The sequence below is a fragment of the Nocardia sp. NPDC057440 genome, assembly GCF_042802915.1.
In the GTDB taxonomy this organism is placed as follows: Bacteria; Actinomycetota; Actinomycetes; order Mycobacteriales; family Mycobacteriaceae; genus Nocardia.
The window spans coordinates 100,270-124,053 of sequence record NZ_JBHVDF010000016.1 but is presented as its reverse complement, the minus strand read 5'-3'; the positions used below and the strand labels follow the sequence as shown (position 1 = coordinate 124,053).

Sequence of the window (23,784 nt, the reverse complement as noted above, 5' to 3'; positions counted from 1 at the left end):
ATGCTCTACATCGCAGGAAGCCACTCACGCCGGTTCCGCCTGCTGATTCCGGCACGTCGCCCGTCCGAGGAGACCTCATGCAGCCTTTCGAATTGCCCGAGTTCTACATGCCGTATCCGGCGCGGCTCAATCCGCACGTCGACGGCGCACGCTCCCACACGCGGCAGTGGGCCGCCGAGATGGGCTTCTTCGAACCGCAAGAGGGGCGCCACATCTGGGACGAGGACGATCTCGAGCGTCACGACTACGGTCTGTTGTGCGCGTACACCCATCCCGAGTGCGACGGTCCCGAACTGGATCTGATCACCGACTGGTATGTCTGGGTCTTCTACTTCGACGACCACTTCCTCGAGTTGTTCAAGCGCACCAAGGACACCGCGGGCGCCAGGCAATACCTCGAGCGACTGCGAGTCTTCATGCCGATCTCGGGTGATGCGACGCCGGAGCCCACCAACCCGGTGGAGCGCGGACTCGCGGATCTGTGGTCTCGCACGGTGCCGACCATGTCGGTCGACTGGCGGCGGCGATTCGTGGCGGCGACCAGGGCGCTGCTCGAGGAGTCACGATGGGAGCTGGCCAATATATCCGAAGGCAGAATCGCCAATCCGATCGAATACATCGAGATGCGGCGAAAGGTCGGCGGCGCACCGTGGTCGGCCAATCTCGTCGAGCACGCCATCGGCGCGGAGCTCCCCGCCGACCTGGCAGGAACCCGCCCGCTGAAGGTACTGCGCGACACCTTCTCCGACGGCGTGCACCTGCGAAACGACATCTTCTCCTACGAACGCGAAGTCCAGAAAGAGGGGGAGAACGCCAATGGGATCCTCGTGGTCGAGCGGTTTTTCGAATATGGGACGCAACAGGCGGCGGATCTCATCAACGATCTGCTGACCTCCCGTGTGCAGCAATTCGAGCACACCGCGGTGACCGAATTGCCGATGCTCTTCGCGGAACTCGGTGTCGGTCCACGGGAGCAAGCGGCCGTGCTGGCGTACACCAAGGGCCTTCAGGATTGGCAATCCGGTGGTCACGAGTGGCATCTGCGCTCGAGTCGATATATGAACAGCAACGGCGTTCGCGCCGCGACCGACCCGCTCGCCATGCTGCTGAAACCCCAGGGGCTCGGTACCTCTGCCTTCGTCGCGCCCCTCGCCGGGCGGCTGGGACTCGGTAGGTCGAAGAGCTTCATGCATGCCCACCGCGCGAAGGTCGGTCCCACGCGACTGCCGCAGTTCTACATGCCCTACGCGGTCCAGTTGAATCCGCATCTGAACACCGCGCGCGAGCACCTGGTGGGGTGGGCGCGTGGCATGGGCTTCTTCGACCCGGTGGTCGGTGTGGTGGGTCCGGGTCTATGGCGCGAGCAGGATCTGCGTGACGGCGATTATGCCCTCTGCTCCGCGGGTCTCGATCCCGACGCGACGCCCGCCGAGTTGGACTTGTCGGCTTCCTGGCTGGCTTGGGGCACCTATGTCGACGACTACTATCCGACCGTCTTCGGCCGGGACAAAGACATTGTCGGCGCGAAGCTGCAGAGGCGGCGACTGTTGGCCTGCATGCCGATCGATTCGGCGGCGGCCTCCGCGACCTTCGGTCCGATGGAATCGGCGCTCGCCGATTGCTGGCAACGGACGACGGCGGACATGACAGTCGACCAGAAGCTGGCATTTCGGGCCGGTGTCGTGAAGTTCCTCGATGCGTGCGAGTGGGAGATCGCGAACACCGTGCTGAACCGAATCCCGGATCCGATCGACTACGTGGAGATGCGCAGACGGACCTGCGGGTCGGACCTCACCATGGGTCTGTCGAGGCTGTCGCACCACGATGTCATTCCGCCGGAAATCTATGCGACACAGACGATCAGGGACCTGGAGAATACGGCCTGCGACTACGCGACGATGGTCAACGACGTGTTCTCCTATCAAAAGGAGACGGAATTCGAAGGCGACTTTCACAACGCCGTCCGAGTGATGCAGAACTTCTTCGGCTGTGACAGAGATCAAGGAGTCGAGATCGTCGATAAACTCCTGACCGCTCGCATGCGGCAGTTCGAGCATGTGGTCGACGACGAACTGCCCCGCCTGTACGAGGAACACGGCCTCGACGATTCCACCCGCCGGGTCCTCGATCGGCGTGCGGCCGAGCTGCAGGACTGGATGGCGGGAATCCTGAACTGGCACATCGCCGTCGGCCGATACCAGGAGCCGCAGCTCCTGGACCGCTACCGGCCCGGCCGGTCGCTTCGAATGATCGGTGATCTCCATCCGCAACGATTGTTCGCGCGTGTGGCAGGGCCGGTCCTAGGCGCGGGGATCTCCTCGGCCGACTGAGGAGATCGGGGAGCGTCGAATCAAGCCCGTTCGACCGGGTAGAGGTGGTGGGTGCCGCGAAAACCCTTCAGTTCTACTTCGCGTCCTTGCTCGACGACGATGTCGGGTTCGGCATCGACGGCGTCTCTGACCGCTGCGCTGATCAGGATTTCGCCGCCGTCGGCCTGACCCGCCACCCGCGCCGCCATCGCCACATTCCGCCCGAAGAGATCATCGCCGCGCCGAACCGATTTACCCATGTGAATGCCGATGCGCACGCGAACCCGCTCGGTGCCGATGGGTTTGACACTGTTGCCGAGTGCGTTCTGGACATCCAACCCGCACCGCACCGCCTGCTCCGGGTGTGCGAAGGCGATCATGAAGCCGTCCCCCTGGCTTTTCACAATGTGCCCGCCGTGCTCAGTGACGAAGTTGCGGATCAGCCTGTCGTGGCGGTCGAGCAGCTTGACCCAGACGCGATCACCGAGCCGCTCGTTGAGGGCGGTGGACCCTTCGATATCGGAGAACGCGATCACGACGTGGCCGTCCGGGGTCAGCCTGGCGAGGTCTGGGCGTTCGACTTGAGCCCAGTCCGCCAGTTCCTCGATCGAGCTCAGAACCGCGCCGCGCAACCCCTTCTTACGCACCAGATTCGCGGTCTCCCACACGGTCTTGACCGCCTCGCGACTACCGTTCATCCAGAGCGATCGAGAGTCGACCCTGCGCTGCAACGCCTCGAATTGGCGACGGCTGCGGACAAGCAGCACCGACAACGCCACCAGACCAACGGCTTCGAAGACGATGACCGCCACCAGCACGAGCTCGATCATGATTGCCCCGGCATTCCGTCTCGGCGATTGCAACGCTTCGCGGCAAGTATTCCTCATTCGCGCGGTAACCCTGCCGGCATCCAGTAGATGTTCAGTGGTGCGCCCCGGGGCGACCGAGATGCTGCTCGAGGCAGGCCGTCCGATCAGGGGTTGATCGAGATGACCCGCCCGGCGCCGCGTGTGCGGAGCCGGGCGGGCCGCTTCCCCGTGCGCCGCGTGGACGCCGCCACGTCCCACGGCGAAGTCAGCATAATCTCGTTGCCGGTGCTGGACCAGTCGACACTCCCACTCTGTCGCATTACATGAAGCCGCAATCGGTGCAATGGTGCACACGACGCAGGATTGCAGTTGATAGAGGCCGAATCCGGCTGTGTAGGAACTCTATTCGTAGCTTTCGGTCAGCGACCAGTGCAGAGGTGGTGGTGCCGCCTGCTTCGGCGCAGTAGATCCGGCAGCGGGCGTCGTCGAGCCGGCCGGGGCAGGGAGGCCGTTCTCGGCGGGCAAATCCCTATCGTCCGCGCCGGTTGGGCCAGGGGAGGGGCATCGAGCGGTGCCGGGCCTGCGCCGGGGAAGGGGAGTGGGACGGATCGACCTCAGCTGGGAATGCGGGGAGTTTCTGTGAGCCAAGAGATTCGATAGTTGGTGAACAAATCCAGTGCAGTCGGCGGAGTCGGGCAAAGATCAGCTCGATTGAAACATCATCCTACGTAGATATGCGCATCTACGCATGCAGCTCACCTTTTAATCAACACGACAACACGCCTTCCCTGACGTATCTCCACTACCGCTGCGCAAAAACTACAAGGAGGGAGGGGCTGGGCTGGGAACGGCGGCGCGTTATGTTTCCGCGGTGGCGACGATGTATCCCTTGGGATCGCGCCAGCTCTGGCCGGGATGATGAGCGAACCAATCCTCGATGTCTTCGCTCATGTCGGTCAGGATCGCTTGCCGCTGGGGGTGATCGGGGGTGATGCCATGGAAGCCGAACAATGCTTCGGCGAAGCGGATCAGCGGTGCGGCGGCATCGAAGACGAGGGCGTTGTCGGAGCGGTGGATCCGCACGGCGCCGAAGGTGTCGGTCATCATCGCGGGCAGCGTGTCGGAATCGACGGTGGCGGTGAAGGCTTCGGTAGTGGTGATGCCGTAGCTGCCCGCATGGGCGGCGATCAGTTCCGCGGTGCGCGGGCAGCTGTGGGGGTGGTTCACCACCACTGCGACAGCGCCGCCGGGCTTGGTGGTGCGTCGGAACTCGGCGAGGGCGGCTCTCGGGTCGGGCACGTGGTAGAGCATGTGCCGTGCGGTGACCACATCGAAGGTGTTGTCGTCGAAGGGGATCCGCTCGGCGTAGGCGAGTACAGCTTGCACGCCGGGGATGGCCGCGGCCGCGGCGACCATGACGGGTGAAGTGTCGAGGCCGACCAGTGGGCCGCGGTGTCCACATGCGGCGAGGTTTGCGAGGAATCGGGCGTCGCCGCAGCCGATGTCGGCCAGGTGCTCGGTTCCGGTCAGCTCGATCGCGGCTAGCACATCGACGCTGGGGTCGTCGGGCTTCTCGGAGTATTTCCGGTGGGTGTCGATGCGCGCCTGCAGCGGCGTTGGATCGGTGTATTCGACTTCGAGGCGGGGGCTGCTCATCGGTGGTCGTCCTTCGGTCCGGTGGCCGGCGGTGACGCTTTCCGGCGGTGAGCGTACCTCCGTGGACGGCGCTGTCGAGCGGTTTCGGCGCGCGGGGCGCTGTCAGACGTGCTCCGAGCGTGCCGCGCCGACGACAGGGAGTTTCATGGTGACCGGGTCGGTGATGGGTGTGGACTTCACCAGGTCGTGCAAATCGTTGGTGCCGGGGCGTTCATCGTCGAGGATGGGTTCGCCGAGGCCGATCTTCTGCTGGAGGTGTTTCATCCAGGCGGGGGCCCACCAGCAGTCGTCGCCGAGGAGTTTCATGATCGCGGGGACCAGGAGCATGCGCAGGATGGTGGCGTCGATGAACAGCGCGGCGATCATGCCGTAGGCGATGTACTGCATCATCACGAGATCGGAGAAGGCGAAGGCGCCGGTGACGACGAGCAGGATGAGCGCGGCGGCGGTGATGATGCGGCCGGTGTGTGCGGTGCCGGTGCGGATGGCTTCGCTGGTGCTCGCGCCCTTGGCGCGGGCCTCGACCATTCGGGAGAGCAGGAAGACTTCGTAGTCGGTCGAGAGGCCGTAGATGATCGCGATGATGAGCACGAGCACCGGCGCCATGATCGGTTGTGGGGTGAAGTTGAGCAGGTGTGCGCCGTGTCCGTCGATGAAGATCCAGGTCAGGATGCCGAGGGTGGAGCCCAATCCGAGTGCGCTCATGAGTGCGGCCTTGATCGGCAGGACCAGTGATCCGAAGGTGAGGAACATCAGGATGGTGGTGATGAGCAGGACCGTCGCGATCATGAAGGGCATGCGGTACAGCAGGGCGTCGATGCTGTCTTTCTCGATTGCCGGTTTGCCGCCGACCATGAGGGTGAGGCCGTCGGGAACGTCCATGGCGCGCAGGTATTCGATGGTTGTGCCGCCTTTGGCGGTGTCGACGAGCGGCGCTTGTAGTCGGTAGACGCCGGGACGCGAGGCGGCAGGTGTCGGGACGCCGAATTTCTGGGCGAGGCCGGGTGCTTCGTTGGCTTGTCGCGTGACTTCGCCGACGTCGAGTGAGTTGTCGGAGGTGATGATCAGCTGTAGTGGATCGGTCGGGCGGAGGTGGAACAGTTCGTCGAAGTTCTGCTGGGCGGTTCGGACCGGGTTGTCGGTGGGTAGGTACTTTTCGCTCATGCCGCCGAAGATGAGGTTTTTCATCGGCAGGATCAGCAGGAACAGTCCGATGCAGAGGGGGATGGCGATGCGTAGTGGGCGTTGCATGACCCAGCCGGTGGCGCGTCCCCAGAAGCCGTTTTCTACTTCGTCGGCGGTCTTGGTTTTGCGGAATCGTTTGAGTCCGAGCAGGTCTACGCGCGGGCCGAGGATCGCGAGGATCGCGGGCAGGATGGTGAGGGCGGTGAGGGCGGCGAGCGAGACCGTCGCGATGGCGCCGTAGGCGAGGGATTTGAGGAACCCCTGTGGGAACAGCAGCAGTCCGCCGAGGCTGGCGATGATCATGGTGGCGGAGAAGACGACGGTGCGTCCTGCGGTCATGACGGTGCGCCGGACGGCGGTGGGGGTGTCGTAGCCTTCGGCGAGTTCTTCGCGGAATCGGCTGACTATGAAGAGGCCGTAGTCGATGGCGAGGCCGAGTCCGACCATGGATACCACGCCGTTGACGAAGGAGTTGACTTCGGTGAAGTTGGTGAGGATTCGGACGACGCCGCCTGCGCCGAGCACGGTGAGGCCGCCGATGATCAGTGGTAGTGCGGCGGCGACCAGGCCGCCGAAGATGAAGAACAGCAGTACCGCGACGGCGGGGAGGGCGAGTTTCTCCATGCGTTTGGTGTCGGTGGTGATCGTGTCGTTGAGGGTGCCGCCGACAGCTTGCAGGCCGGCGATCTGGACCTGGGCGCCGGGAAGGAGGAAGGCGTCCTTGACTTTTCGGAAGTTGCGCACCATGTCGGTGTCGTTGTCGCCGCGGATGGCGAGTGCGGCGAAGGCTGTGGTTTTGTCGTTGGTGGCGGCCTGTGGTCCGCTGAATCCGGTTTCGGTGTGCCAGTAGGCGCCGTTGATGCCGGTGATCTCGTTGGGATGTTCGCGGGGGAGGCGGTTGAGGTGGTCGACCACCGTGGTGCTGAAGGCAGGGTCGTCGACAGTTTTGCCGGCGGGTGCGGTGAACAGCAGGATGACGTCGCCGTCGTGGTTGCGGCCGAAGGCTTCGTCGGCGAGCCGGCCTGCGCGGGCGGATTCGGAGGTGGGGTCGTCGAGTCCGCTGGAGCTGAGGTGGTCTTCGAGGCCGATGCCGTAGCCGCTGAGGGCCAGTAGTGCTGCGACGGTGAGGCCGAGGACGGCGAGGCGGAAGCGATGGACCAGGTTCCCCCAGCGTGCGAACATCAGCCGATTCCTTGCGTGGGGCGGCTGGGCGGCTGGGCCGACGATGGTCTCGGGTGTGCTGCGCCGGTCGACAAGGGGCTGCATCCTTTCCGCGGGTGGACGCACGGTGTGCTTGTCATCAAAGGTACAGATGGGGCTGGTGTGCTCAGATGCTCTGCAGTTCGGCTTCGTGGAGGTCGTCGGGGAAGACGAAGCGGCGGAATGCCCAGAAGCGGAAGACCATTGCGAGGAGGACGCCGAGGATCTGGCCGGTGATGAAGTTGGCTACGGCTTGGGTGACGGGTCCGACGTGCGGCACTCTGAGGTCGAGTAGGTAGAGCGAGATGGCTTGGGGGAGCAGGGTGACGCCGATGCCGAGGGCGCTGATGGCGAAGAAGAGCGCGGCTTCGTGGTGGCGTTGGCGGCCGCCTCTGGTGCGGAAGGACCATTCGCGGTTGAGGATGTAGGAAGCGATGGTGGCGATGAGTACGCCGAGAAGTCGTGCGGTGAGTGGTTTTTCGCCGAGGACGGTGAGTTTGACCGTGTAGACGACTCCGGTGTCGATGAACCAGGTGATGGCGCCGACGACGGCGAACTTCAGCAGTTCGCGATGTTGGATGGCCTTGGAGCGGTAGGGCTCTGGTATTCGATCGAGTGCGAGCTGCACGAGTGACACGCCACCGACTATAACGGCGTGTCGGTGGGTGTGCCTGGTTGTGGGTTATGGGGTGCGGTGGTTGTCGGTGGTGAGGGGGAGGTGGGTGGGGCCGAGGATTTTGCGGAGTGTGGTGGCGAGGGTGGCGAGTTCGTCGGTGTCGAGTGTGTGGGCGAAGTGTTTGTCGATGTTGGTGAGGTAGTGGGGTGCGGATTCGCGGAGGCGGGTGCGGCCTGCGTCGGTGATCGAGACGAAGGCGGATCTGGCGTCGTCGGGGTTGGTTCGGCGGGTGAGGAGGCCTGCGGTCTGCATTTCGGTGACGAGTCTGCTGACTCGGGTGCGGCTGAGGACGACGCGGTCACCGAGGTCGGTCATGCGGAGTGGTTCGGTGCCGTCGAGTTCGAGGAGGACGTCGTACCAGGCGAGTGGTAGTCCGAACGATTGGCGCAGGTCGGTGTCGAGTTGCGGGACGAGCTGTGCGTGCACGCGCAGTAGTGCCGACCATGCGGTGGCGGCGGCGCGGCGGTGCTTTTCGGAGTTCGTCACGTGATGATCCTACCCATTATGTGCGCCTGCACATATATGATAGCGTGCGCACGCACATAAATGCGTGCGTTATCGAGGAAGGAAATTCTCATGACCACAGTGATCACCCGGACCGAACTGGCTGCCGCGATCGAGGCAGGCGCGGTGACGGTGCTCGACACCCTCGGTGCCGGCTACTACGAGAAGGCGCACCTGCCCGGCGCGCTCACCCTGGTGGAAGCCGACGTGGATTCCCGTGCCGCCCAGCTGCTTCCGGATCGGGACGCGCCCGTTGTCACCTACTGCTCGAACCTGGCGTGTCACAACAGCGAGGTCGTCGCCGGGAAACTGCGCGCGCTCGGCTATACGAATGTGCGCGCCTACCGCGCCGGAATCCAGGACTGGATCGAAGCGGGTCTGCTGGTCGAGTCCGAATCCTGACGCAGTCCAGGTTGTCGTGCGCGCTCCGACCTCGCCGATCGGCTCGGTCCGGTCGGGGCGTGACGCTGGGCTACGGTGCGGGCCGCTCGTCGAGGTCGATGGCGATAGCGGTTCCGGTGCCGAACCAATAGCGATGTAGCTCTTGGATTTTCGCTCGTGTCGGGCGACCGCGCAGGTGGAGGGCGCATTCGCCGTAATCGGTGCGGTGGACTGTTTCGCAGAGGGTGGTGCGAGCGAGCCGGAGTTCGTCGGGGTCGGTGATCTCGCGTGCGGTGCCGGTGTGGTTGCCGCCGCGAATGCGCAGTTCGACATGCGGATCGGCGCGGATGTTGAGCAGCCAGCTGCTGGCGGCTCCCGGGCGCTCGATTGCCGCGTTCGGTGGCTGCAGTTGGACCAGATAGGCGCGATTGTCGCGGCGGATGACGCGGACGCATTTGCGGCGCTTGATGCCGCTCTTGCGACCGGTCGTGGTGAGGATGCCGTAGCCGGGCGGCGGCCGTAGCCGGAACCACGGCAGCATGGCGGCACTGAGGATCCGGCCGTCGCGGCCGGTGCGGAGCAGGCGATGGTGTTTGGCCAGTTCGGCGGTGGCGGCCGCGCGTATCTGCTGTTGTCGTGCGCGGTGCGCGGGTGCCGGATCAGCGCTCGACCAGTCGTCCATAGTCTTTCATGATCCGCTGGTGTGTCCGAACTACGGCGCACTTGGCGAAATAGGGGAAAGCGGGGCTTGGGCAGGCGGGCTACGGTGGTGTGATGACCACGCATCTGACGCATTGGGGAGTGTTCGAGGCTGGTAGTGACGGTGAGCGGCTGACCTCCGTGCGGCCGTGGCGTGGTGATCCTGAGCCGATGGCGTTGATCGGCAATGTCGCCTCCGCACAGCATCATCGGACGCGGATCGACCAGCCGTATGTGCGCAAGGGGTGGCTGGAGCAGGGGCCGGGGCCCGCGCGGCGTGGGGACGAGCCGTTTGTTCCGGTGTCGTGGGACACCGCGGTGGGGTTGCTCTCGGGTGAGCTGAGCCGGGTTTATCGCGAGCACGGTGCGGAGTCGGTGTACGGCGGGTCTTATGGGTGGGCCAGTGCGGGGCGGTTTCATCACGCGCAGAGCCAGCTGCATCGGTTCCTGAACTGTCTCGGTGGGTATGTGCGGCATGTGAACAGCTACAGCCTCGGTGCGTCGAGTGTGCTGTTACCGCATGTGATCGCCGATATGTCGGTCTTGGAAGGGCATGCGACGGCCAAGAGTGTGCTCGCGCAGCATGCGGAGTTGGTGGTGGCCTTCGGCGGGTTGTCGCCGAAGAACTCGGCGGTCTCTCCGGGTGGAGTGTCACGTCACAACACGCGGACCTGGATCGGTGCGGCGCGGGCGCGTGGCTGCCGGTTCGTGTCGATCAGCCCATTGCGTGACGATATCCCGCGCGAAGCGCAGGCCGAGTGGTTCGCGCCGCGGCCGGGCAGCGATGCGGCGCTGATGGTGGCGTTGGCGCAGGTGTTGGATGCGGAGGGGTTGGCAGACCGGGATTTCCTCGACCGGTACACCGTCGGCTATGAGCGGTTCGCCGGCTATCTGCGTGGTGAGCACGACGGGGTGGTGAAGGGGCCGGAGTGGGCGGCGCCGATCACCGGGATGTCTACCGGTCAGATCCGGGCGTTGGCGCGCGATATGGCTGCGGCGCGGACGATGGTGACGGTGAGCTGGTCGCTGCAGCGTGCCGAGCACGGTGAGCAACCGCTGTGGCTGGGGGTGGTGCTGGCGGCGATGCTCGGTCAGATCGGGCTGCCCGGTGGCGGTTTCGGCCACGGCTACGGGTCGACGGCGCATGTCGGTGAGGCCGCGCGTGCCTATTCGGTGCCGAAGTTCCCGCAGGGTCGCAACGGTGTCGGCACGTTCATTCCGGTCGCCAGGATCGCCGACATGTTGCTGAACCCCGGTGCGGACTACGACTACGACGGTCGGACATTGACCTACCCGGACATCAGGCTCGTGTACTGGTGCGGCGGGAATCCCTTTCACCACCATCAGGATCTGGCGAGGTTGCGTGGGGCGTTCGCGCGTCCGGACACGGTGGTCGTGCATGACGCGTTCTGGACCGCGACTGCCCGGCATGCCGATGTCGTGCTGCCCGCGACGATGTCGATCGAACGTGACGACTACGGCGCTGGGCAGAACGATCGGGTCTTCTTTCCGATGCGCGCGCTGACCAGGCCGCACGGGCAGGCGCGCGACGATTATGCGATTTTCGCCGAGCTGGCCGAAACCCTCGGTGTCGGAAAGGAATTCACCGAGGGTCGCACGGCGCAGGAGTGGTTGCGGCATCTGTATCGGGAGTGGCAGACCCGCCGTGGTGAAGAAGTCCCGGACTTCGAGGTGTTCTGGGACAGCGAGCAGCTCGAGCTTCCGATACCTGATCCCGATCAGGTGTTGTTCGCGCAGTTCCGGGCGGATCCGGACCGTTTCCCGTTGACCACACCCAGTGGGAAGATCGAGATCTTCTCCGAAACCATCAACGGTTTCGGCTATCCGGATTGTCCGGGGCATCCGGTGTGGATGGAGCCGGAGGAATGGCTCGGCGGGCCGGCGGCCGCACGGTTCCCGCTACAGCTGATCGCCAATCAGCCACGCACCAAGCTGCACAGTCAGCTCGATGTCGGCGCGCACAGTCGATCGGCGAAAATTGTTGGGCGAGAACCGGTTCGGCTGCATCCCGACGATGCGGGTGCGCGCGGCGTCGGAGACGGCGACATCGTGCGGATCTTCAACGACCGGGGCAGCTGCCTGGCGGGCGTCGTTGTCGATGACGGGGTGCGTGCCGGTGTCGCGCAACTGTCGACGGGCGCCTGGTACGACCCCGACCCCGCAGATCCCAGCTTTTGCCGGCACGGTAACCCGAACGTGCTCACCGCAGATCGCGGGACCTCGCCGCTGAGTCAGGGCTGTAGCGGTCAGCTCGCGCTCGTGGAGATCGAACGGTTTCCGGGTGCCGTGCCCGAGTTGGCCGTCGATCGCCCACCCGCGATCACCTAGTGTGTCGCCCGCCACTTTTAGCGGGGCCGACCGGGGGTATGGCAGTGAGGGTGGTCTCAGTACGCTCGTCGGGTGCGGGCGTCTGCCAGGATTCGAGGATGGTGTCCAATCCCTTGCCCGCTGTCGCCCGACGGCTTGCCGCGCAACGCTGGGTCATGCGCACAGCGCCGGTGGTGCTGCGGCTGGAGCGTGCGGTGCGCCGGGTGAGCGGTGGCAAGCGGGGCATCCTCGATCTGGCGGGGTTGCCGTCGATGGAGATCACCGTTGTGGGCCGCAAGAGCGGGCTGCCGCGCACGACGTCGCTGTTGTATGTGCCGCACGACGAGAACTTCCTTGTCCTGGGCTCCAATTGGGGCAGCGTGAAGCATCCGGTGTGGTCGGCGAACCTGCGCGCGGCGAGCACGGCCACTGTGCGGATCAAGTCCGAACAGCTCGAGGTCACCGTCACCGAGATCACCGGTGCGGACCGCAAACGAGCCTGGGACCTGGCCGTGGAGTTCTGGCCCGGCTATGAGATGGAGTACGAGCTCTCCGGCGGCCGCGAGTTCCGCATATTCGAGCTTCGACGGGTCTGACAGGTCGTCAGATCCGCGTGTTCGCCATTGCGGGTCGGCCGTAGGTATGGCCGGGGTGTGCTCGGACCGCTTGGGTCCCGGTAGCAATCGCCGAAGAAACAACGGATATAGCGTTGTGCCTGGTGAGGGCTGATCGCTGGGATCGAGGTCGACATCGACGCCGAACTCGGCCCGACCGGACACCGGCCGCTACGAGTCCGCGACATCCTCTTCTGATCACTCCCTACGCGGTCGCTGTCTTACCCAAGTGGTGGACGAAGACGTCGCGCGCCTGACGGCGTATGTGCTCACGCGCGTCAATGTCCGCTACTCGTTCCGGCTGCCCGACCTCGGCGGCACTTGGCGCCCGCGACGCGTCCCCGACCACACCGACCCTGACGAGGACGACTGATCCCGGCTGTCAGTTGCGGGTCTCGGCAAGCATTTCAACGATCTCGGTGGTGCAACCGGTCTCGCCGAGGAGAGGGAAGATCCGTTCAATGCTGTTGCGGTGCGCCTCCACATCCAGATCGGCCATGGCGTCCGTCGCTAGCGTCACGTGGTAGCCGTGTTCGTAGGCGGCACGGGCGGTCGACTCCACGCCGATGCTGGTGGTGAGTCCGGCCAGCACGATCTGTGTGATGTTGCGGCGGCGCAGTTGCAGGTCGAGGTCGGTTCCGTAGAAAGCACTCCACGTGCGCTTGGTCACTGTGATGTCGCCAGGGTGGCCGGCGAGGTCATCGACAATGACGTCCCAGCCTTCGGGCAAGGAACCTGGCCGGCTCGGGACCTCGTTGCGGCCTGGAGCGGCATCGGATCCGTCCGCACGGGCCGTGACCCGCACCAGGACGACCGGGGCGTTGTGTTCGTGGAATGCGCGGGCCAGCTCGACCGCCCGGGCCACCACCTCGGGGCCGGTATTAGGGGTCGTGGGAGCGTTGATGATGGCGTTCTGCAAGTCGATGATGACCAGCGCGCTGGAGGAGTCGAGTGCGGTGACAGTCATGATTGTGCCTTTTTCTGCATGGGCGGCTGAGCCGCGATGTCTGATGTGTGGTCCGGGGACAGTTCTTTACTGTTGTCGCGTGGTTTGCCTCTGAAAGCTGTCGGCGGCCCGTTACTCCGCTTCATGCGAACCGACCGCTGTCTGTGGTTGGGCATGGGCTGTTGCCACCGCGAGGTCGGGTGTCAGTGCGGAATCCTGGCGGCGGGGTAGCAGTAGTGGGCTGGCGAGGATCAGCAGTCCTGCGACCGTGATAGCCGTGCGTGAGCTGGTGGCGTAGGCGAGCAGTCCGCCGAGCGCGCTGAGGATGGCGATGGAGGCGCTGCTGCTGATCGACCAGGCTGTCAGGGTGCGGGCGATGCGGTCTTTGGGTGTGTGCTCGAGTCGGTAGGTGGCGAGCACCGGGTTGTAGAGGCTCATGCTGGTGATGATCGCGAGCTCGACAGCGATCACAGTCGCGAGGCCGACGACACCGGGCTGGACGAACGCGAGGCCGATCAGCCAGACCGCGCGCAGCGTGCCGACTGTACGGAGGACCCGGTGTTGGCCGAATCGTGCCACGACACGGCTGGCAAGGCGTGAGCCGATGAGTCCGCCGACGCAGGGGGCAGCGAAGGCGAGACCGTACTGCCAGGGTGGGAATCCGAGCTGGCGGAGCAGAAGCACGGCCAACAGCGGCTCGGTGGCCATGATCAGTCCGCTGACGAGCAGCTGGTTGAGGTAGAGCGCCCGTAAGCCGGGATGAGCCAGGAGGTGCCGCCAGCCGTCGAGCAACTCGCCGGCCTGGACCTGGCGCTTGTCGGTTCGCTGTGGGTGTTCTTCTCGGTCGCGAATCGCCGTGACGCCCAGCGCGGAGAGCAGGTAGCTCAGCGCGTCGGCCATCACGGTGGTGACCGGCCCGAACAGGCCGATCGCCGCCCCGCCCAGTGGCGGCCCGACGGCGATGGAACTCCACGTCGTCGACTCGAACCGGGCATTGGCCACGAGCAGGTCCGCGGGCCGGACAAGGGTCTTGAGGTAGGCGCCGCTCGCCGCATTGAAGGCGATCTTGGCCGCGGCGAGCACGGCCGAGACGACCATCAACTGGACGAAACTCAGCCGGCCGAAGGCGTAGGCGAGCGGGATCGTCATCATGACCGCGAACCGCGCCAGGTCCATCGTGATCATCACCGGTCGCTTGCGGCGAAACTCCACCCAGGGCCCGAGCGGCAGCGCGATCAGCGCGCCCATCGCGGGCCCCACCGCTGACAGCGCGGACACCTGCACGGGGCCGGCGTGCAACACCAGCACGGCGATCAGCGGTAACGCGCCGAATCCGAGCCCGGAGCCGTAGGCGCTGACTGCGTAGGACATCCACAGCCATCCGAACTGCCGGCCCAGCGATCGTCTGGCCACCAAGATCCGTACCTCCTGCTTCGAACAACTCGCTGTTGATCGCTGTGATCAAAGCAAGGCCGAGCAGGCGGAATCAAACAACGGAGCCAGCGGCGAGCCACAACCGTATGTTGTGCGAGTAGGGTTTGCCGCGTGGATCTCAACGCCGTGCGCACCTTCGTCGTCGTTGCGGACGAGGGCCAGTTCCAGGAAGCTGCCGCGGCGCTGTCGATCACTCAGCAGGCGGTCTCCAAGCGCATCGCGACTCTGGAGAAATACCTGGATGTGCGTTTGTTCGCCCGCATGGCCCGCGGCGCCCAGCTCACGATCGACGGCCAGGCATTTCTGCCCCATGCCCGCGAACTGCTTCGGGTCGCAGAGCGCGCCGACGCTTCCGTGCGCCCTGGCCGGCGCGCGCTACGCGTCGATGTTGTCGCCCGCCGCGTCGTAACGGCAGTGGTCCTCCATGACTTCCACCGCGCGCATCCTGATATCGAGCTGGACATTGTCACCCTCGATGCCGACGTCGATGTAGCGATCGCCGCTGTCGAAGCTGGAACGATCGATGCCACCTTCCACGCCGTCCCCCCGCAGCAGCATCTGCCCAAGGCGATCAGCACTGCCCGAGTGATCGACGAGCCGCACCAGCTGCTCGTCGGCCCTCGCCACCCGCTCGCCAACGCCAACGCCGTCACGCCCTGGCAACTGTCCGGACACCGAATCTGGATGCCCGGCCTTGCTGCCCGTGGCGAAGTGACCGACTATTACGCCGAACTCGCCACTACCTTCGGGTTCACCATCGACGTGCTCGGCCCTGTCTTCGCGAAGGAGGCCCTGTTGGACGAGATCGCCGACTCGTCGGACCTGGCGACCCTGATCGGCGAAGGCTCGCGGTATCTGTGGCCAGACAGCTACGACCTGCGGCGTATACCGGTGCGTCACCCGACGCCGGTCTACCCGATGTCAATAATCTGGCGCGACGACAATCCGCATCCCGCGCTCATCGAACTCCGCGACCACCTCGACTCCAGACGAGCCGACCCACCCGACACCGAGGTCTGGATACCGAAATGGGCGCAGCGCATCCCGCGCGCCACGGCGACGTCCAGCTGATCGGCAGTGGGCGCAGTCTGGCTGCCGCCGCTGCACCGTCGCCCAGATCTCCGCCGAGTTTCGTCACCCGGCCCACCATCTACCGACATCTCGGTAAGCCAACCCCGTAGTGTCGCCACTCGCACCAGCGAATACGCCTTATCCGTTGCTTCTCGGCGATTGCTGCCGGGACGCCGGATTCGCCGACAGCCTCCCACAGACTGAAGTGGCAGACCGACGTGGATGAGCATCCAATCGGGCGCAGGCGGCCTCGTTCCGCCGCCGCTGAGGTAAGGGGCGCTGAGCGGCAGGTCGGGTTCCTGCTTGTGAAGAAAGCGGTGAGCTGAGCCCGTCACCGGGCTCCGGCCTGGACCGGTCACCCACAGCGCACGGTTGTGCCGATACCGCGCCCGCCGGAATGGGCACGGTATCGGCGTTCGCCGGGTAATGAGCCCGCGTGCCGGGAGGCAGGGGGTGGCGAATGTTGTTCGGACGGTGCGGCTTCGAACTACTGATCCAGACTAGGACGTCGCCACCAGGATCTGCTCCGATTCGGTGGGGCGCAGACCGTCGTCGCGATCGGTGAAGTAGCGGCGGTTGATGTCGTTGGGCGAAATATGTCGGGTGGTAGCGAAACCCGCGTCCGCGGCCAGCGCCACCATCTCGTCGGGACCGAAGAAACTGAGGAACGGAGTGCCCGATGCGCGGGCGCCCTGCTCGACATACCGGCGCAGTCGCTGTTCGTCGGGGCCGACGAGTTCGAGCGGCAGCATGAATGTCGTGGCCAGAGTGGAGCCGGGCGCGAGCTTCGCGATCTGGCGCAGGGTCGCGATATTCGTCTCTGTGGTGAGGTACATGGAGACGCCGGTGGATGCCACGACCGCCGGACGGTCCGGGTCGAAACCGGCGGCGGTCAGCCGCTCCCACCACGAGTCCACTTCGAAATCGACGGGTACCAGTCGTAACCATTCCGGGACGCCGTATCCGAGCTCGGTGAGGCGTTGTCGCTTCCATGCTTGGGGGCCGGGTTGGTCGATCTCGAACACCGTCAGGCGTGCGGCGAGCTCGGGGCTGCGCTGTGCGAAGGTGTCCAGTCCGGCCCCGAGGAGAACGTACTGATCCACGCCACGCTCGATTTGTTCGGCGAGGAGGTCCTCGATGAAACGGGCCCGGGACACGATGCCCGCTCGCATCTGGCTGGTGGTCTGCGGGTCCATATCCGGGCGACTTCGCCAACCGTCCTCGGGCGAGGCCAGCCGCAGACCTATCTCGTCGCGGAAAACGTAAGGGGGCGAATCGATCTGCACGTGCATCGCCCGCCACAGCGCGACCCGGACGGCGGTGCTGTCCGGGGCGATCTGCTCGTCCGGCACGGCGATCACTGCTGGCCCGCCGGTGCTTGCAGACTCCAGAGCCGCCCGTCCGGGTCGCGGACGGTCATTTCCTGGGTCCCGTAGTGGGTCTGCTCGAACTCGGTGACGATATCGACCTCGCCGCCGGGGCGGTTGTGCGTGCCGGCGACCTTCACAACCAGCTGCGTGCGCGGCTGCCGAGCCAGAGGGACTTCGGCGACGAAAACGCAGGGACCGTCACCGTTGCGGAACTGGCCCGAGTTGTGGTCGGTCTCGAACTCCACCTCGAATCCGAGCTCTTGCAGAAACTTGGCCGTCTTGCCCCAGTTGTGGGTTTCCAGGAGCACGGCCTCGATACCTTCGGTCGTCATATCAATCCTTTCCCGACGATGACTGCCGGTGGGTGTCGTCGAGGTATGCCCGCAGCGCGTCGGCGACCAGTGCCGACAATGACATTCCCGACTCGATCGCCTGATATTTGACCTGCTTGATCAGCCCGATCGGGAGATAGACGTTGAACTGCTTCACATCCTCGTCGCCCACAACGCAAATGCTAGCATGCTAGTAATCTAGCCGCCAGCGCCGCGATCGTCGCACGACTGAGCCCCACTCGGACCCCCGGATGGGACTAGCCGGCTCCGCGAAGCTTCGGGCAGAAGGTTTCCGGCGTGCGCTGCGTGGTTGTCGGCGAAGCGGCGGGCGGGTATTCGGTCGGCGCCAGGCCGATGATGCGCCGGAAGTGCCCGCGTAGCATCAGCGCGGAGAGGAAGCCGACTCGTTCGGCGATCTGTTCCACACCGATGTCGTTCTCCTCCAACAGGTGTCGGGCGCGCGGTACCCGCTGCCGGATCGGCCGGCTGTGCGGTGCAGTCCCGGTTTCGGCGACGAACCGTCTGGCGAAGCTGCGAACTGACGTCGTCCCGCGTGGATTCCGCCTGCGTCCGGTGTGTCTCGAGTCTGGATAGGGCCTGCATCGGGTCGTGCTCTCCCTAGCGCTCACGTCCATAGAAGGGAGCAGGAAATAACGAATTCTCGTGATGTGGCGACATGGGCTTTACCGGAAGTATTCATGTCATGAGCAGCACAGAGATTCGCCCCTCCCGCCCGACCGTTCTCGTCACCGGCGCGACCGGCACCGTCGGTCGCCACCTCGTCACCACCCTCCTCGCCCGCGGCGCGGCAGTCCGTGCTGTGACCCGCAAACCCGAGGACGCGAACCTGCCCGAGGCGGTCGAAGTAGTCGCGGGTGACCTCGCCGACGCCTCGACCTTCGGTCAGCATGTCTTCCAGGGCGTCGATCGTGCTTTCATCTTCCCTGCGCGCGACATCGACGCCTTCCTCGACGCGGCCGTCGCCGCCGGCGTGCACCGCTTCACGGTCCTGTCCTCGCTGGCCGCGGCGATGGAATTTCCCCGTGACCGTGGCTCGGCAAGCCAGCTACACCACAGCGCCGTGGAAGCCGCCGTCACCGATCGCACCGACGCGTGGACGATCCTGCGCCCCGGCACCTTTGCCAACAACCTGCTCGAATGGCGGTGGCAGATTCGCTCGGGCGCGCCCATCCGAGCACCGTACCTGGCATCCGCGCAAGCACCGGTCCACGAACACGACGTCGCCGAGGCCGCCGCCGAGACGCTGCTGTCCGACGACCACATCGGCCAGACCATCCCGATCACCGGCCCGCAGGCGCTCACCCGTACCGAGCAGGTCGCCACGATCAGCGCCACACTCGGCCGAGAGATCCCACTGACCGAGATCACCCCCGACGAATTCCGCGCCGAGACCGCGCAATTCATCCCGCAGCCGATCATGAAGATGCTGCTCGACTACTGGAGCGACACCCTCACCACACCCGACCAGGTACGTCCCGCCACCGCCGTGACCGGCAAGCCCGGACGCACCCTGGCCGAGTGGGCCACCGACCACCGCGCCGACTTCGGTGCCTGACCACTCCACCGACCGTGCGGCCCAGCCACTTCGACCGGGCCGCACGGTGCAGTCATGCCACCGCTACAACACCGAACCGCGCGGCCACCGGAGCAAGGGACTCCCCACCCCGTTACCAGGCCACAGCCTGACCGATCTTCTCCTCGGTCAACCGACGCGCGGACTGAATCGCCGCTCCCTCGGCTCGCGCTGAAGGGGTCGGTCGAACTCACCTGGCCGACACCGACCGATCACGTTCGCACACGCGATGAGTTCCGGCGCCGAGCGAACGCGACCTTCACCGGATTGCTCGATGGCGTATCGACCGCCCGCATCGATAGTGAGCACGACCTCGTCGTTGCCGCGGCACACGTCCGGCTAGAAACGGCAGTAGTGGTGTAACTGAACGGGATCCGGCGCTAAGCCTTCGGGATCCGGAGCTAGACAGCGCTGACGAGGGCGGACCGGTTGCTTTGATTCGGAAACCGTGAGCGTGGTTGTGGCGCTAATGGTTTCATGTGCGCCTGTGCGTGATGAGGACGCGGAGGCAGATGGCCGGTTCGGTGTTGTCCCGAACCGAGCTCGAGCGGTTTTTCCACCGCGATGACGAGGACCACAAGCTGATCGCGGCCCGGCGCCGGGACATGAAGCACATCCGCTCGCGGGCTAGATCTGCCAAATCACTCGTCAGACGCCGGGAGTTGCCCGCTCCGCGGCGTCATCCGTTTGCGGCCCTTTTTCCGTCGATACCTGTCTGATGCTTCAGAGTTCACCCCGGCCCTGGAGAGATGATTGACATCCGCCATCGCCTCGGCACCATCCTCACCGAACTTCGCACAGCATCCGCTGAGGCCGCAGGACAGTGGAGCGCCGAACCCCCGCCGCTGCCCGACTGGAACGTGATGGCCAAACTCTGCTCGCCCGGACCGTGATCCCCAGCAGCTGAACTGGCCGTTCACACTACCCTTGGGCCCCCTTGGCTGCGAGGCGGGCAGCCAGGGCTTCGACGCCGTCGAGGAGAAGGTTCAGGCCCAGTTGAAACATCTCGTCGAGATCCATGTCATAGCCGTACGGCAGGGATCCGAAGTGGCCGAACAACTTCGCGAAGTGCGGGTAGCGATTCATGATGCTTTTGTCGTTGACAGGGGGCAAATACTGGAGGTCGGTCCACTCCTCAGAGGATAGGCCCGTGTCGGAAACGGCTATATCCTCGCGCTCGAAGTTCGAGGCCAGACCCACGATGTGGCTGTAGACCAGGACGTGTACGTCGAACTGGAGCTTCGGCGGTAACCCGAGGACTTCGAGGGATCCGAGGAGCCGGTCGCTGATGCCCAACAGATTCGGCAGCGGCAGCGGGCGGGTCAGCGGGTGGACCAGCCCCAGCCACGGGTGGGCTCGGTGCACCCGCCACAGCGCGGTGGCCACGGCCTCCACGCGGGTCCGCCACGGCTCCGACTCGGCGAACTCGAAGGATGGGGTGCCATAGACGCTGTCGGACATGGCCATCAGCAGTTCATCCTTGCCTTCGACGAACCGGTACAGGGTCATCGGGGCGACCCCGCAGCGCCCGGCCACCGCACGCATCGAGACCGCTTCGAGCCCTTCGGCATCAGCGATCGAGACGGCTTCCGCGAGAACGCGTTCGCGGGTGAGTTCTGTTACGGGCTCACCTGAGTTACCCGCGCGCCTCGGTGCGACCACCGTTCCCGAGCGCGGACGGGTGATAACCAGCCCCTCGCTCCTCAAGACGTCCAGGGCCTTCGTTGCTGTGGCGAGCGCCACACCAAATTCTTGGGCGACCTGTCGAGTCGACGGCACTTTGTCCCCAGCGGACAGCTTCCGCTCGGTAATGCGCCTCGTCAGCTCGGCAGCGATGCGCACGTATGGCGGCTCGATCGGCTCAGACACGGCAGCCCCTCCCTCAGTTCTGTACTACGACAGATCCTAGCCTCCGCCGCCCCTCCCGCTCGGGTCTGCACTAGGTCAGTTATGGCGTGTATTCGCACGTCAGAGTCATGTTTTCTACGCTATCGACAGTCAGGTAAATACAGCGTAACGGGAGAAACCACAATGACCACCGTCCTCATCTCAGGCTCCAGCGTCGCCGGCACCGCCCTCGCCTACTGGCTGCGCGAGCAGGGCATGACCCCCGTCGTCGTCGAACGCGCTCCGGCTCTGCGCCGCGGCGGCCAGGCCATCGATGTCCGCGGCGCGGCCCTCACCGTCCTGCGGCGGATGGGCCTCGAAGACAAGGCCATCGCGCTGAAGAACCACTCCAACGGCATGTCCATGTTGGATCGCGAAGGCAACGAGATCTTCCGATCCGAGGAGTTCGCGCTCTCCTCCGGCAACCTCGACTCGGACGACATCGAGATCCTCCGCGAAGACCTCGTCGACCTCATGCACGAACAGAACGCCGGCGTCGAATACCTCTTCGGCGACTCGATAACCGCCATCCATCAGGAAACCGACGGTGTCACCGTCGAATTCGAGCACGCCGAACCCCGCCGCTTCGACCTCGTCGTCGGCGCCGATGGCAGCCACTCCAACACCCGCAGGCTCGTCTTCGGTGCCGAATCCCAGTACAGCCACCACCTCGGCACCTACCTCTCTGTATTCAGCGAGGAGAACTACCTCGGCCTCGACCACTGGCAGACCTGGTTCAACGACGGGGTCATCGGCGGCGCCGTCATGAGCGTCCGCGATGACAGCGAACTGCGCATCTACCTCGGCTTCGGCTCCGAGCCGATCGAGTACGACTACCACGACGTCCAGGCCCAGAAGCAACTCGTCGCCGACCACGTCACAGACTTCGGCTGGGAGGTGCCCGGGTTCATCGAGCGTATGTGGAAGGCCGAGGACTTCTATTTCGACTCCATGGCCCAGATCAAAATGAACACCTGGTCCGAAGGCCGCGTCACCCTCGTCGGCGACGCCGCGCACTGCGCCGCCCCGCTCTCGGGCCAAGGCACCAGTCTTGCCCTCGTCGGCGCCTACATCCTCGCATACGAACTCGGCCGCACCAGCGACCACTCGACAGCGTTCGCCCGCTACGAACGGCGCATGCGCCCATTCGTGGAGATCAATCAGGCGCTGGCCCAGATCGACCGCCAGACGGTCGACCCCGCCGAGTCCACACGCCGGACAGACGAGGCGAAGAACGCGATCGACCTCGACGCACTCATCGACTAGCGGGGCACGCGAGGAGGCTGCGCCCGATGGGAACCCATCGGCGCGTAGAGGTGACCGGGCTGGCGGATTGCCTGCCACTGTTCAGGGCCCGCCTCAAATCGTGACGACGATGCACGAAGAGCCGCAACCTGGCGGTCCAGCGCCGCCAGACTGGTGAGCTCGCGTATTCAACTGTCGCGAGTTCTCGGCGGACTCCGAGCAGAAAGCCAGGGATGTGGCCGGGCGGCGAAGGCGAAACCGCCGTCGAGGTGGAAGAAGCGTTCCAGCTCCACCCGCGACAACGTACCGAAACGGCCGTACTCAGCAGCGCCCTCATCACGCACAGCCGCACAGGAAACCACCAGCGCCACAACGACGCCCGTGATTCGCCAAACAGGTCAGGCGGTCTCAACCCCAGGTCGCGGTCTTAGCGCCGGATTCCGGCCGGATGCGCCACTAACCCCAGGACCGCGAAGGCACCGGAAAGGTCTGATGCGCCACAGCTGAGTGTTGTGGGGCAACGTTGTTCGCAGGAAGCCGCGTCCTGTCGATGCGCGATCGCTGCGATCCGATCTCCAACGGGTTTCTCTCAGTTGCCGCTGAGAGGCGCGTGGTCGCCGATCCATCGGGCGAAGGAGCGATCGACGGCCCCGGTGGCGAGTTGGGTTGCCAGCCATGCGTTCACGGTTGTGGCCAGCATGGGGTCGTTCTTCTTCAGCAGGAACACCTTCTGGAAGGAGTCGAATGGGCGCTCGGGGTGCAGGACCTGCAGACCGGAGTGGCTGCGGACGCGGTATCGGCCTTCGACGGAGTCGGTGACGAAAACATCCACCCGGCCCTGATCGATTTCGTCGAAGAGGGTGAGATTGTCGTGCCACAGAGTCAGTTGGGCGTCGGGGAAGTTCTTGCGTGCGAATGCCTCGTTGGTGCCACCGCGGTTCGCGATCACCCGCACGCCGGGTTGATTGATCTGCTCGATCGTGGCGTAGTCGGCGCCGCTCGAACGCCGGGTGATCGGGGCCTTCCCATCGGTGCCGTAGGAGATCGAGAAGTCGGAGAACCCGAGGCGTGCGGGCAGGTCGGAGATTCCGCCGATCGCGACATCACACTGCTGCGGCGCGAAATCTGTTGCCAGCGTTGCCCAGGTCACCGGGATGAACCGGATCGGGCGGTGCAGCACATCGGCGAAGCCTCGGATGAGTTCGATGTCGATCCCGACGTATCCGCCTGCGCCGTCGCCCACCGAATACGGCGGATAGTCCCCCGGCGTGCACACACGCAATGCGTCTGCGGCGGGCGATCGGCCCGGTTCCTGCGCCGTCGCGGGGATCGCCACTACGGCAACCGCTGTCCAACCGGCGACGAGGGCCGTGATTCGCCGAAGGCGCGTACGCGTGTGTTGTCCGAGCATCCTGAGGAGATTACCGGCCGAGGGTGTGCGGGCCCCGATCTTTGTCGGCCCGGTGCCGGGAACCTCGCTGTCGGCGCTTCTTGGACGAAAGCACGAAAATGCTGTGGCCCGCTGCTGAATCGCGCGGACACTA

Annotated in this window: 23 protein-coding genes; 9 read left to right on the top strand and 14 right to left on the bottom strand. The window is 65.2% G+C overall.

The annotated features are described in order from the left end of the window. Window positions 1–77 precede the first annotated feature (77 nt). A complete protein-coding gene (locus tag ACFU4Z_RS28610; RefSeq protein ID WP_379068754.1) occupies window positions 78–2,330 on the top strand; it encodes a germacradienol/geosmin synthase in 2,253 nt (750 codons plus the stop codon). Between the two features lie 20 nt (window positions 2,331–2,350). Here ACFU4Z_RS28610 and ACFU4Z_RS28605 read toward each other — a convergent pair whose 3' ends face one another. The 5 genes from ACFU4Z_RS28605 to ACFU4Z_RS28585 form a co-directional block, all read right to left on the bottom strand. Continuing rightward, entirely contained in the window at window positions 2,351–3,139 is a 789-nt protein-coding gene (locus ACFU4Z_RS28605; RefSeq protein WP_379068751.1) for an adenylate/guanylate cyclase domain-containing protein, read from the bottom strand. Window positions 3,140–3,976: 837 nt separating this feature from the next. After that, window positions 3,977–4,774 (bottom strand): class I SAM-dependent methyltransferase, encoded by a 798-nt coding sequence (locus ACFU4Z_RS28600; RefSeq protein WP_379068747.1) that lies wholly within the window; start codon window positions 4,772–4,774, stop codon window positions 3,977–3,979. A 102-nt stretch (window positions 4,775–4,876) separates the two neighbouring features. Beyond that, window positions 4,877–7,141, bottom strand: a complete 2,265-nt coding sequence (locus ACFU4Z_RS28595; protein WP_379068743.1) for an MMPL family transporter — start codon at window positions 7,139–7,141, stop codon at window positions 4,877–4,879. A 145-nt stretch (window positions 7,142–7,286) separates the two neighbouring features. Next, entirely contained in the window at window positions 7,287–7,796 is a 510-nt protein-coding gene (locus ACFU4Z_RS28590) for a GtrA family protein (protein WP_379068740.1), read from the bottom strand. Between the two features lie 45 nt (window positions 7,797–7,841). Next, complete coding sequence (locus tag ACFU4Z_RS28585; protein ID WP_379068737.1) at window positions 7,842–8,321, bottom strand: MarR family winged helix-turn-helix transcriptional regulator; 480 nt, start codon at window positions 8,319–8,321, stop codon at window positions 7,842–7,844. A gap of 90 nt (window positions 8,322–8,411) precedes the next feature. Between ACFU4Z_RS28585 and ACFU4Z_RS28580 the strand changes: the two genes are divergently transcribed. After that, window positions 8,412–8,741, top strand: a complete 330-nt coding sequence (locus ACFU4Z_RS28580; protein ID WP_379068733.1) for a rhodanese-like domain-containing protein — start codon at window positions 8,412–8,414, stop codon at window positions 8,739–8,741. A 70-nt stretch (window positions 8,742–8,811) separates the two neighbouring features. Here the strand turns inward: ACFU4Z_RS28580 and ACFU4Z_RS28575 are convergent, their stop codons facing one another. Further along, window positions 8,812–9,402 (bottom strand): nitroreductase/quinone reductase family protein, encoded by a 591-nt coding sequence (locus tag ACFU4Z_RS28575; RefSeq protein ID WP_379068726.1) that lies wholly within the window; start codon window positions 9,400–9,402, stop codon window positions 8,812–8,814. Window positions 9,403–9,494: 92 nt separating this feature from the next. On the opposite strand from ACFU4Z_RS28575, the gene ACFU4Z_RS28570 reads away from it, so the two are divergent. The 3 genes from ACFU4Z_RS28570 to ACFU4Z_RS28560 all read left to right on the top strand — a co-directional run bounded on the left by ACFU4Z_RS28570 (window position 9,495) and on the right by ACFU4Z_RS28560 (window position 12,734). Then, window positions 9,495–11,768: a molybdopterin-dependent oxidoreductase gene (locus ACFU4Z_RS28570; RefSeq protein ID WP_379068723.1), complete on the top strand. Its 2,274-nt coding sequence runs from the start codon at window positions 9,495–9,497 to the stop codon at window positions 11,766–11,768. Between the two features lie 98 nt (window positions 11,769–11,866). Continuing rightward, complete coding sequence (locus ACFU4Z_RS28565; RefSeq protein ID WP_379068720.1) at window positions 11,867–12,343, top strand: nitroreductase family deazaflavin-dependent oxidoreductase; 477 nt, start codon at window positions 11,867–11,869, stop codon at window positions 12,341–12,343. Between the two features lie 247 nt (window positions 12,344–12,590). After that, window positions 12,591–12,734, top strand: coding sequence for a hypothetical protein (locus tag ACFU4Z_RS28560; RefSeq protein ID WP_379068717.1), 144 nt, complete (start codon window positions 12,591–12,593; stop codon window positions 12,732–12,734). Window positions 12,735–12,743: 9 nt separating this feature from the next. On the opposite strand, the gene ACFU4Z_RS28555 is transcribed toward ACFU4Z_RS28560, so the two are convergent. Together ACFU4Z_RS28555 and ACFU4Z_RS28550 are read right to left on the bottom strand one after the other, a co-directional pair. Then, on the bottom strand, window positions 12,744–13,328 hold the full coding sequence (locus ACFU4Z_RS28555; protein ID WP_379068714.1) for an isochorismatase family protein: 585 nt from the start codon (window positions 13,326–13,328) through the stop codon (window positions 12,744–12,746). 111 nt (window positions 13,329–13,439) lie between these two features. Continuing rightward, the gene (locus ACFU4Z_RS28550) at window positions 13,440–14,720 is read right to left on the bottom strand and encodes an MFS transporter (protein WP_379068711.1); all 1,281 of its coding nucleotides are present in this window, start codon (window positions 14,718–14,720) and stop codon (window positions 13,440–13,442) included. Between the two features lie 132 nt (window positions 14,721–14,852). Here ACFU4Z_RS28550 and ACFU4Z_RS28545 point away from each other — a divergent pair, with 132 nt between their 5' ends. Beyond that, window positions 14,853–15,812 carry a LysR family transcriptional regulator gene (locus ACFU4Z_RS28545; protein WP_379068708.1) on the top strand — a complete coding sequence of 320 codons (960 nt, stop codon included), beginning with the start codon at window positions 14,853–14,855 and terminating at the stop codon, window positions 15,810–15,812. Window positions 15,813–16,312: 500 nt separating this feature from the next. On the opposite strand, the gene ACFU4Z_RS28540 is transcribed toward ACFU4Z_RS28545, so the two are convergent. The 4 genes from ACFU4Z_RS28540 to ACFU4Z_RS28525 form a co-directional block, all read right to left on the bottom strand. Continuing rightward, window positions 16,313–17,149: a class I SAM-dependent methyltransferase gene (locus ACFU4Z_RS28540; RefSeq protein ID WP_379068866.1), complete on the bottom strand. Its 837-nt coding sequence runs from the start codon at window positions 17,147–17,149 to the stop codon at window positions 16,313–16,315. A 20-nt stretch (window positions 17,150–17,169) separates the two neighbouring features. Continuing rightward, window positions 17,170–17,514, bottom strand: coding sequence for a VOC family protein (locus tag ACFU4Z_RS28535; protein ID WP_379068705.1), 345 nt, complete (start codon window positions 17,512–17,514; stop codon window positions 17,170–17,172). Window position 17,515: 1 nt separating this feature from the next. After that, the gene (locus ACFU4Z_RS28530; RefSeq protein WP_379068702.1) at window positions 17,516–17,686 is read right to left on the bottom strand and encodes a CopG family transcriptional regulator; all 171 of its coding nucleotides are present in this window, start codon (window positions 17,684–17,686) and stop codon (window positions 17,516–17,518) included. An 85-nt stretch (window positions 17,687–17,771) separates the two neighbouring features. Then, complete coding sequence (locus ACFU4Z_RS28525; protein WP_379068699.1) at window positions 17,772–18,149, bottom strand: helix-turn-helix domain-containing protein; 378 nt, start codon at window positions 18,147–18,149, stop codon at window positions 17,772–17,774. Window positions 18,150–18,217: 68 nt separating this feature from the next. On the opposite strand from ACFU4Z_RS28525, the gene ACFU4Z_RS28520 reads away from it, so the two are divergent. Both ACFU4Z_RS28520 and ACFU4Z_RS28515 read left to right on the top strand, forming a co-directional pair. Continuing rightward, the gene (locus tag ACFU4Z_RS28520; RefSeq protein ID WP_379068696.1) at window positions 18,218–19,090 is read left to right on the top strand and encodes an SDR family oxidoreductase; all 873 of its coding nucleotides are present in this window, start codon (window positions 18,218–18,220) and stop codon (window positions 19,088–19,090) included. Between the two features lie 767 nt (window positions 19,091–19,857). Beyond that, window positions 19,858–20,001, top strand: coding sequence for a hypothetical protein (locus ACFU4Z_RS28515; protein ID WP_379068694.1), 144 nt, complete (start codon window positions 19,858–19,860; stop codon window positions 19,999–20,001). 28 nt (window positions 20,002–20,029) lie between these two features. Here ACFU4Z_RS28515 and ACFU4Z_RS28510 read toward each other — a convergent pair whose 3' ends face one another. Beyond that, complete coding sequence (locus tag ACFU4Z_RS28510; RefSeq protein ID WP_379068691.1) at window positions 20,030–20,977, bottom strand: GntR family transcriptional regulator; 948 nt, start codon at window positions 20,975–20,977, stop codon at window positions 20,030–20,032. 162 nt (window positions 20,978–21,139) lie between these two features. Here ACFU4Z_RS28510 and ACFU4Z_RS28505 point away from each other — a divergent pair, with 162 nt between their 5' ends. Then, window positions 21,140–22,261: an FAD-dependent monooxygenase gene (locus ACFU4Z_RS28505; RefSeq protein WP_379068688.1), complete on the top strand. Its 1,122-nt coding sequence runs from the start codon at window positions 21,140–21,142 to the stop codon at window positions 22,259–22,261. A gap of 568 nt (window positions 22,262–22,829) precedes the next feature. On the opposite strand, the gene ACFU4Z_RS28500 is transcribed toward ACFU4Z_RS28505, so the two are convergent. Beyond that, complete coding sequence (locus tag ACFU4Z_RS28500; protein ID WP_379068685.1) at window positions 22,830–23,651, bottom strand: transporter substrate-binding domain-containing protein; 822 nt, start codon at window positions 23,649–23,651, stop codon at window positions 22,830–22,832. Window positions 23,652–23,784: the final 133 nt, after the last annotated feature.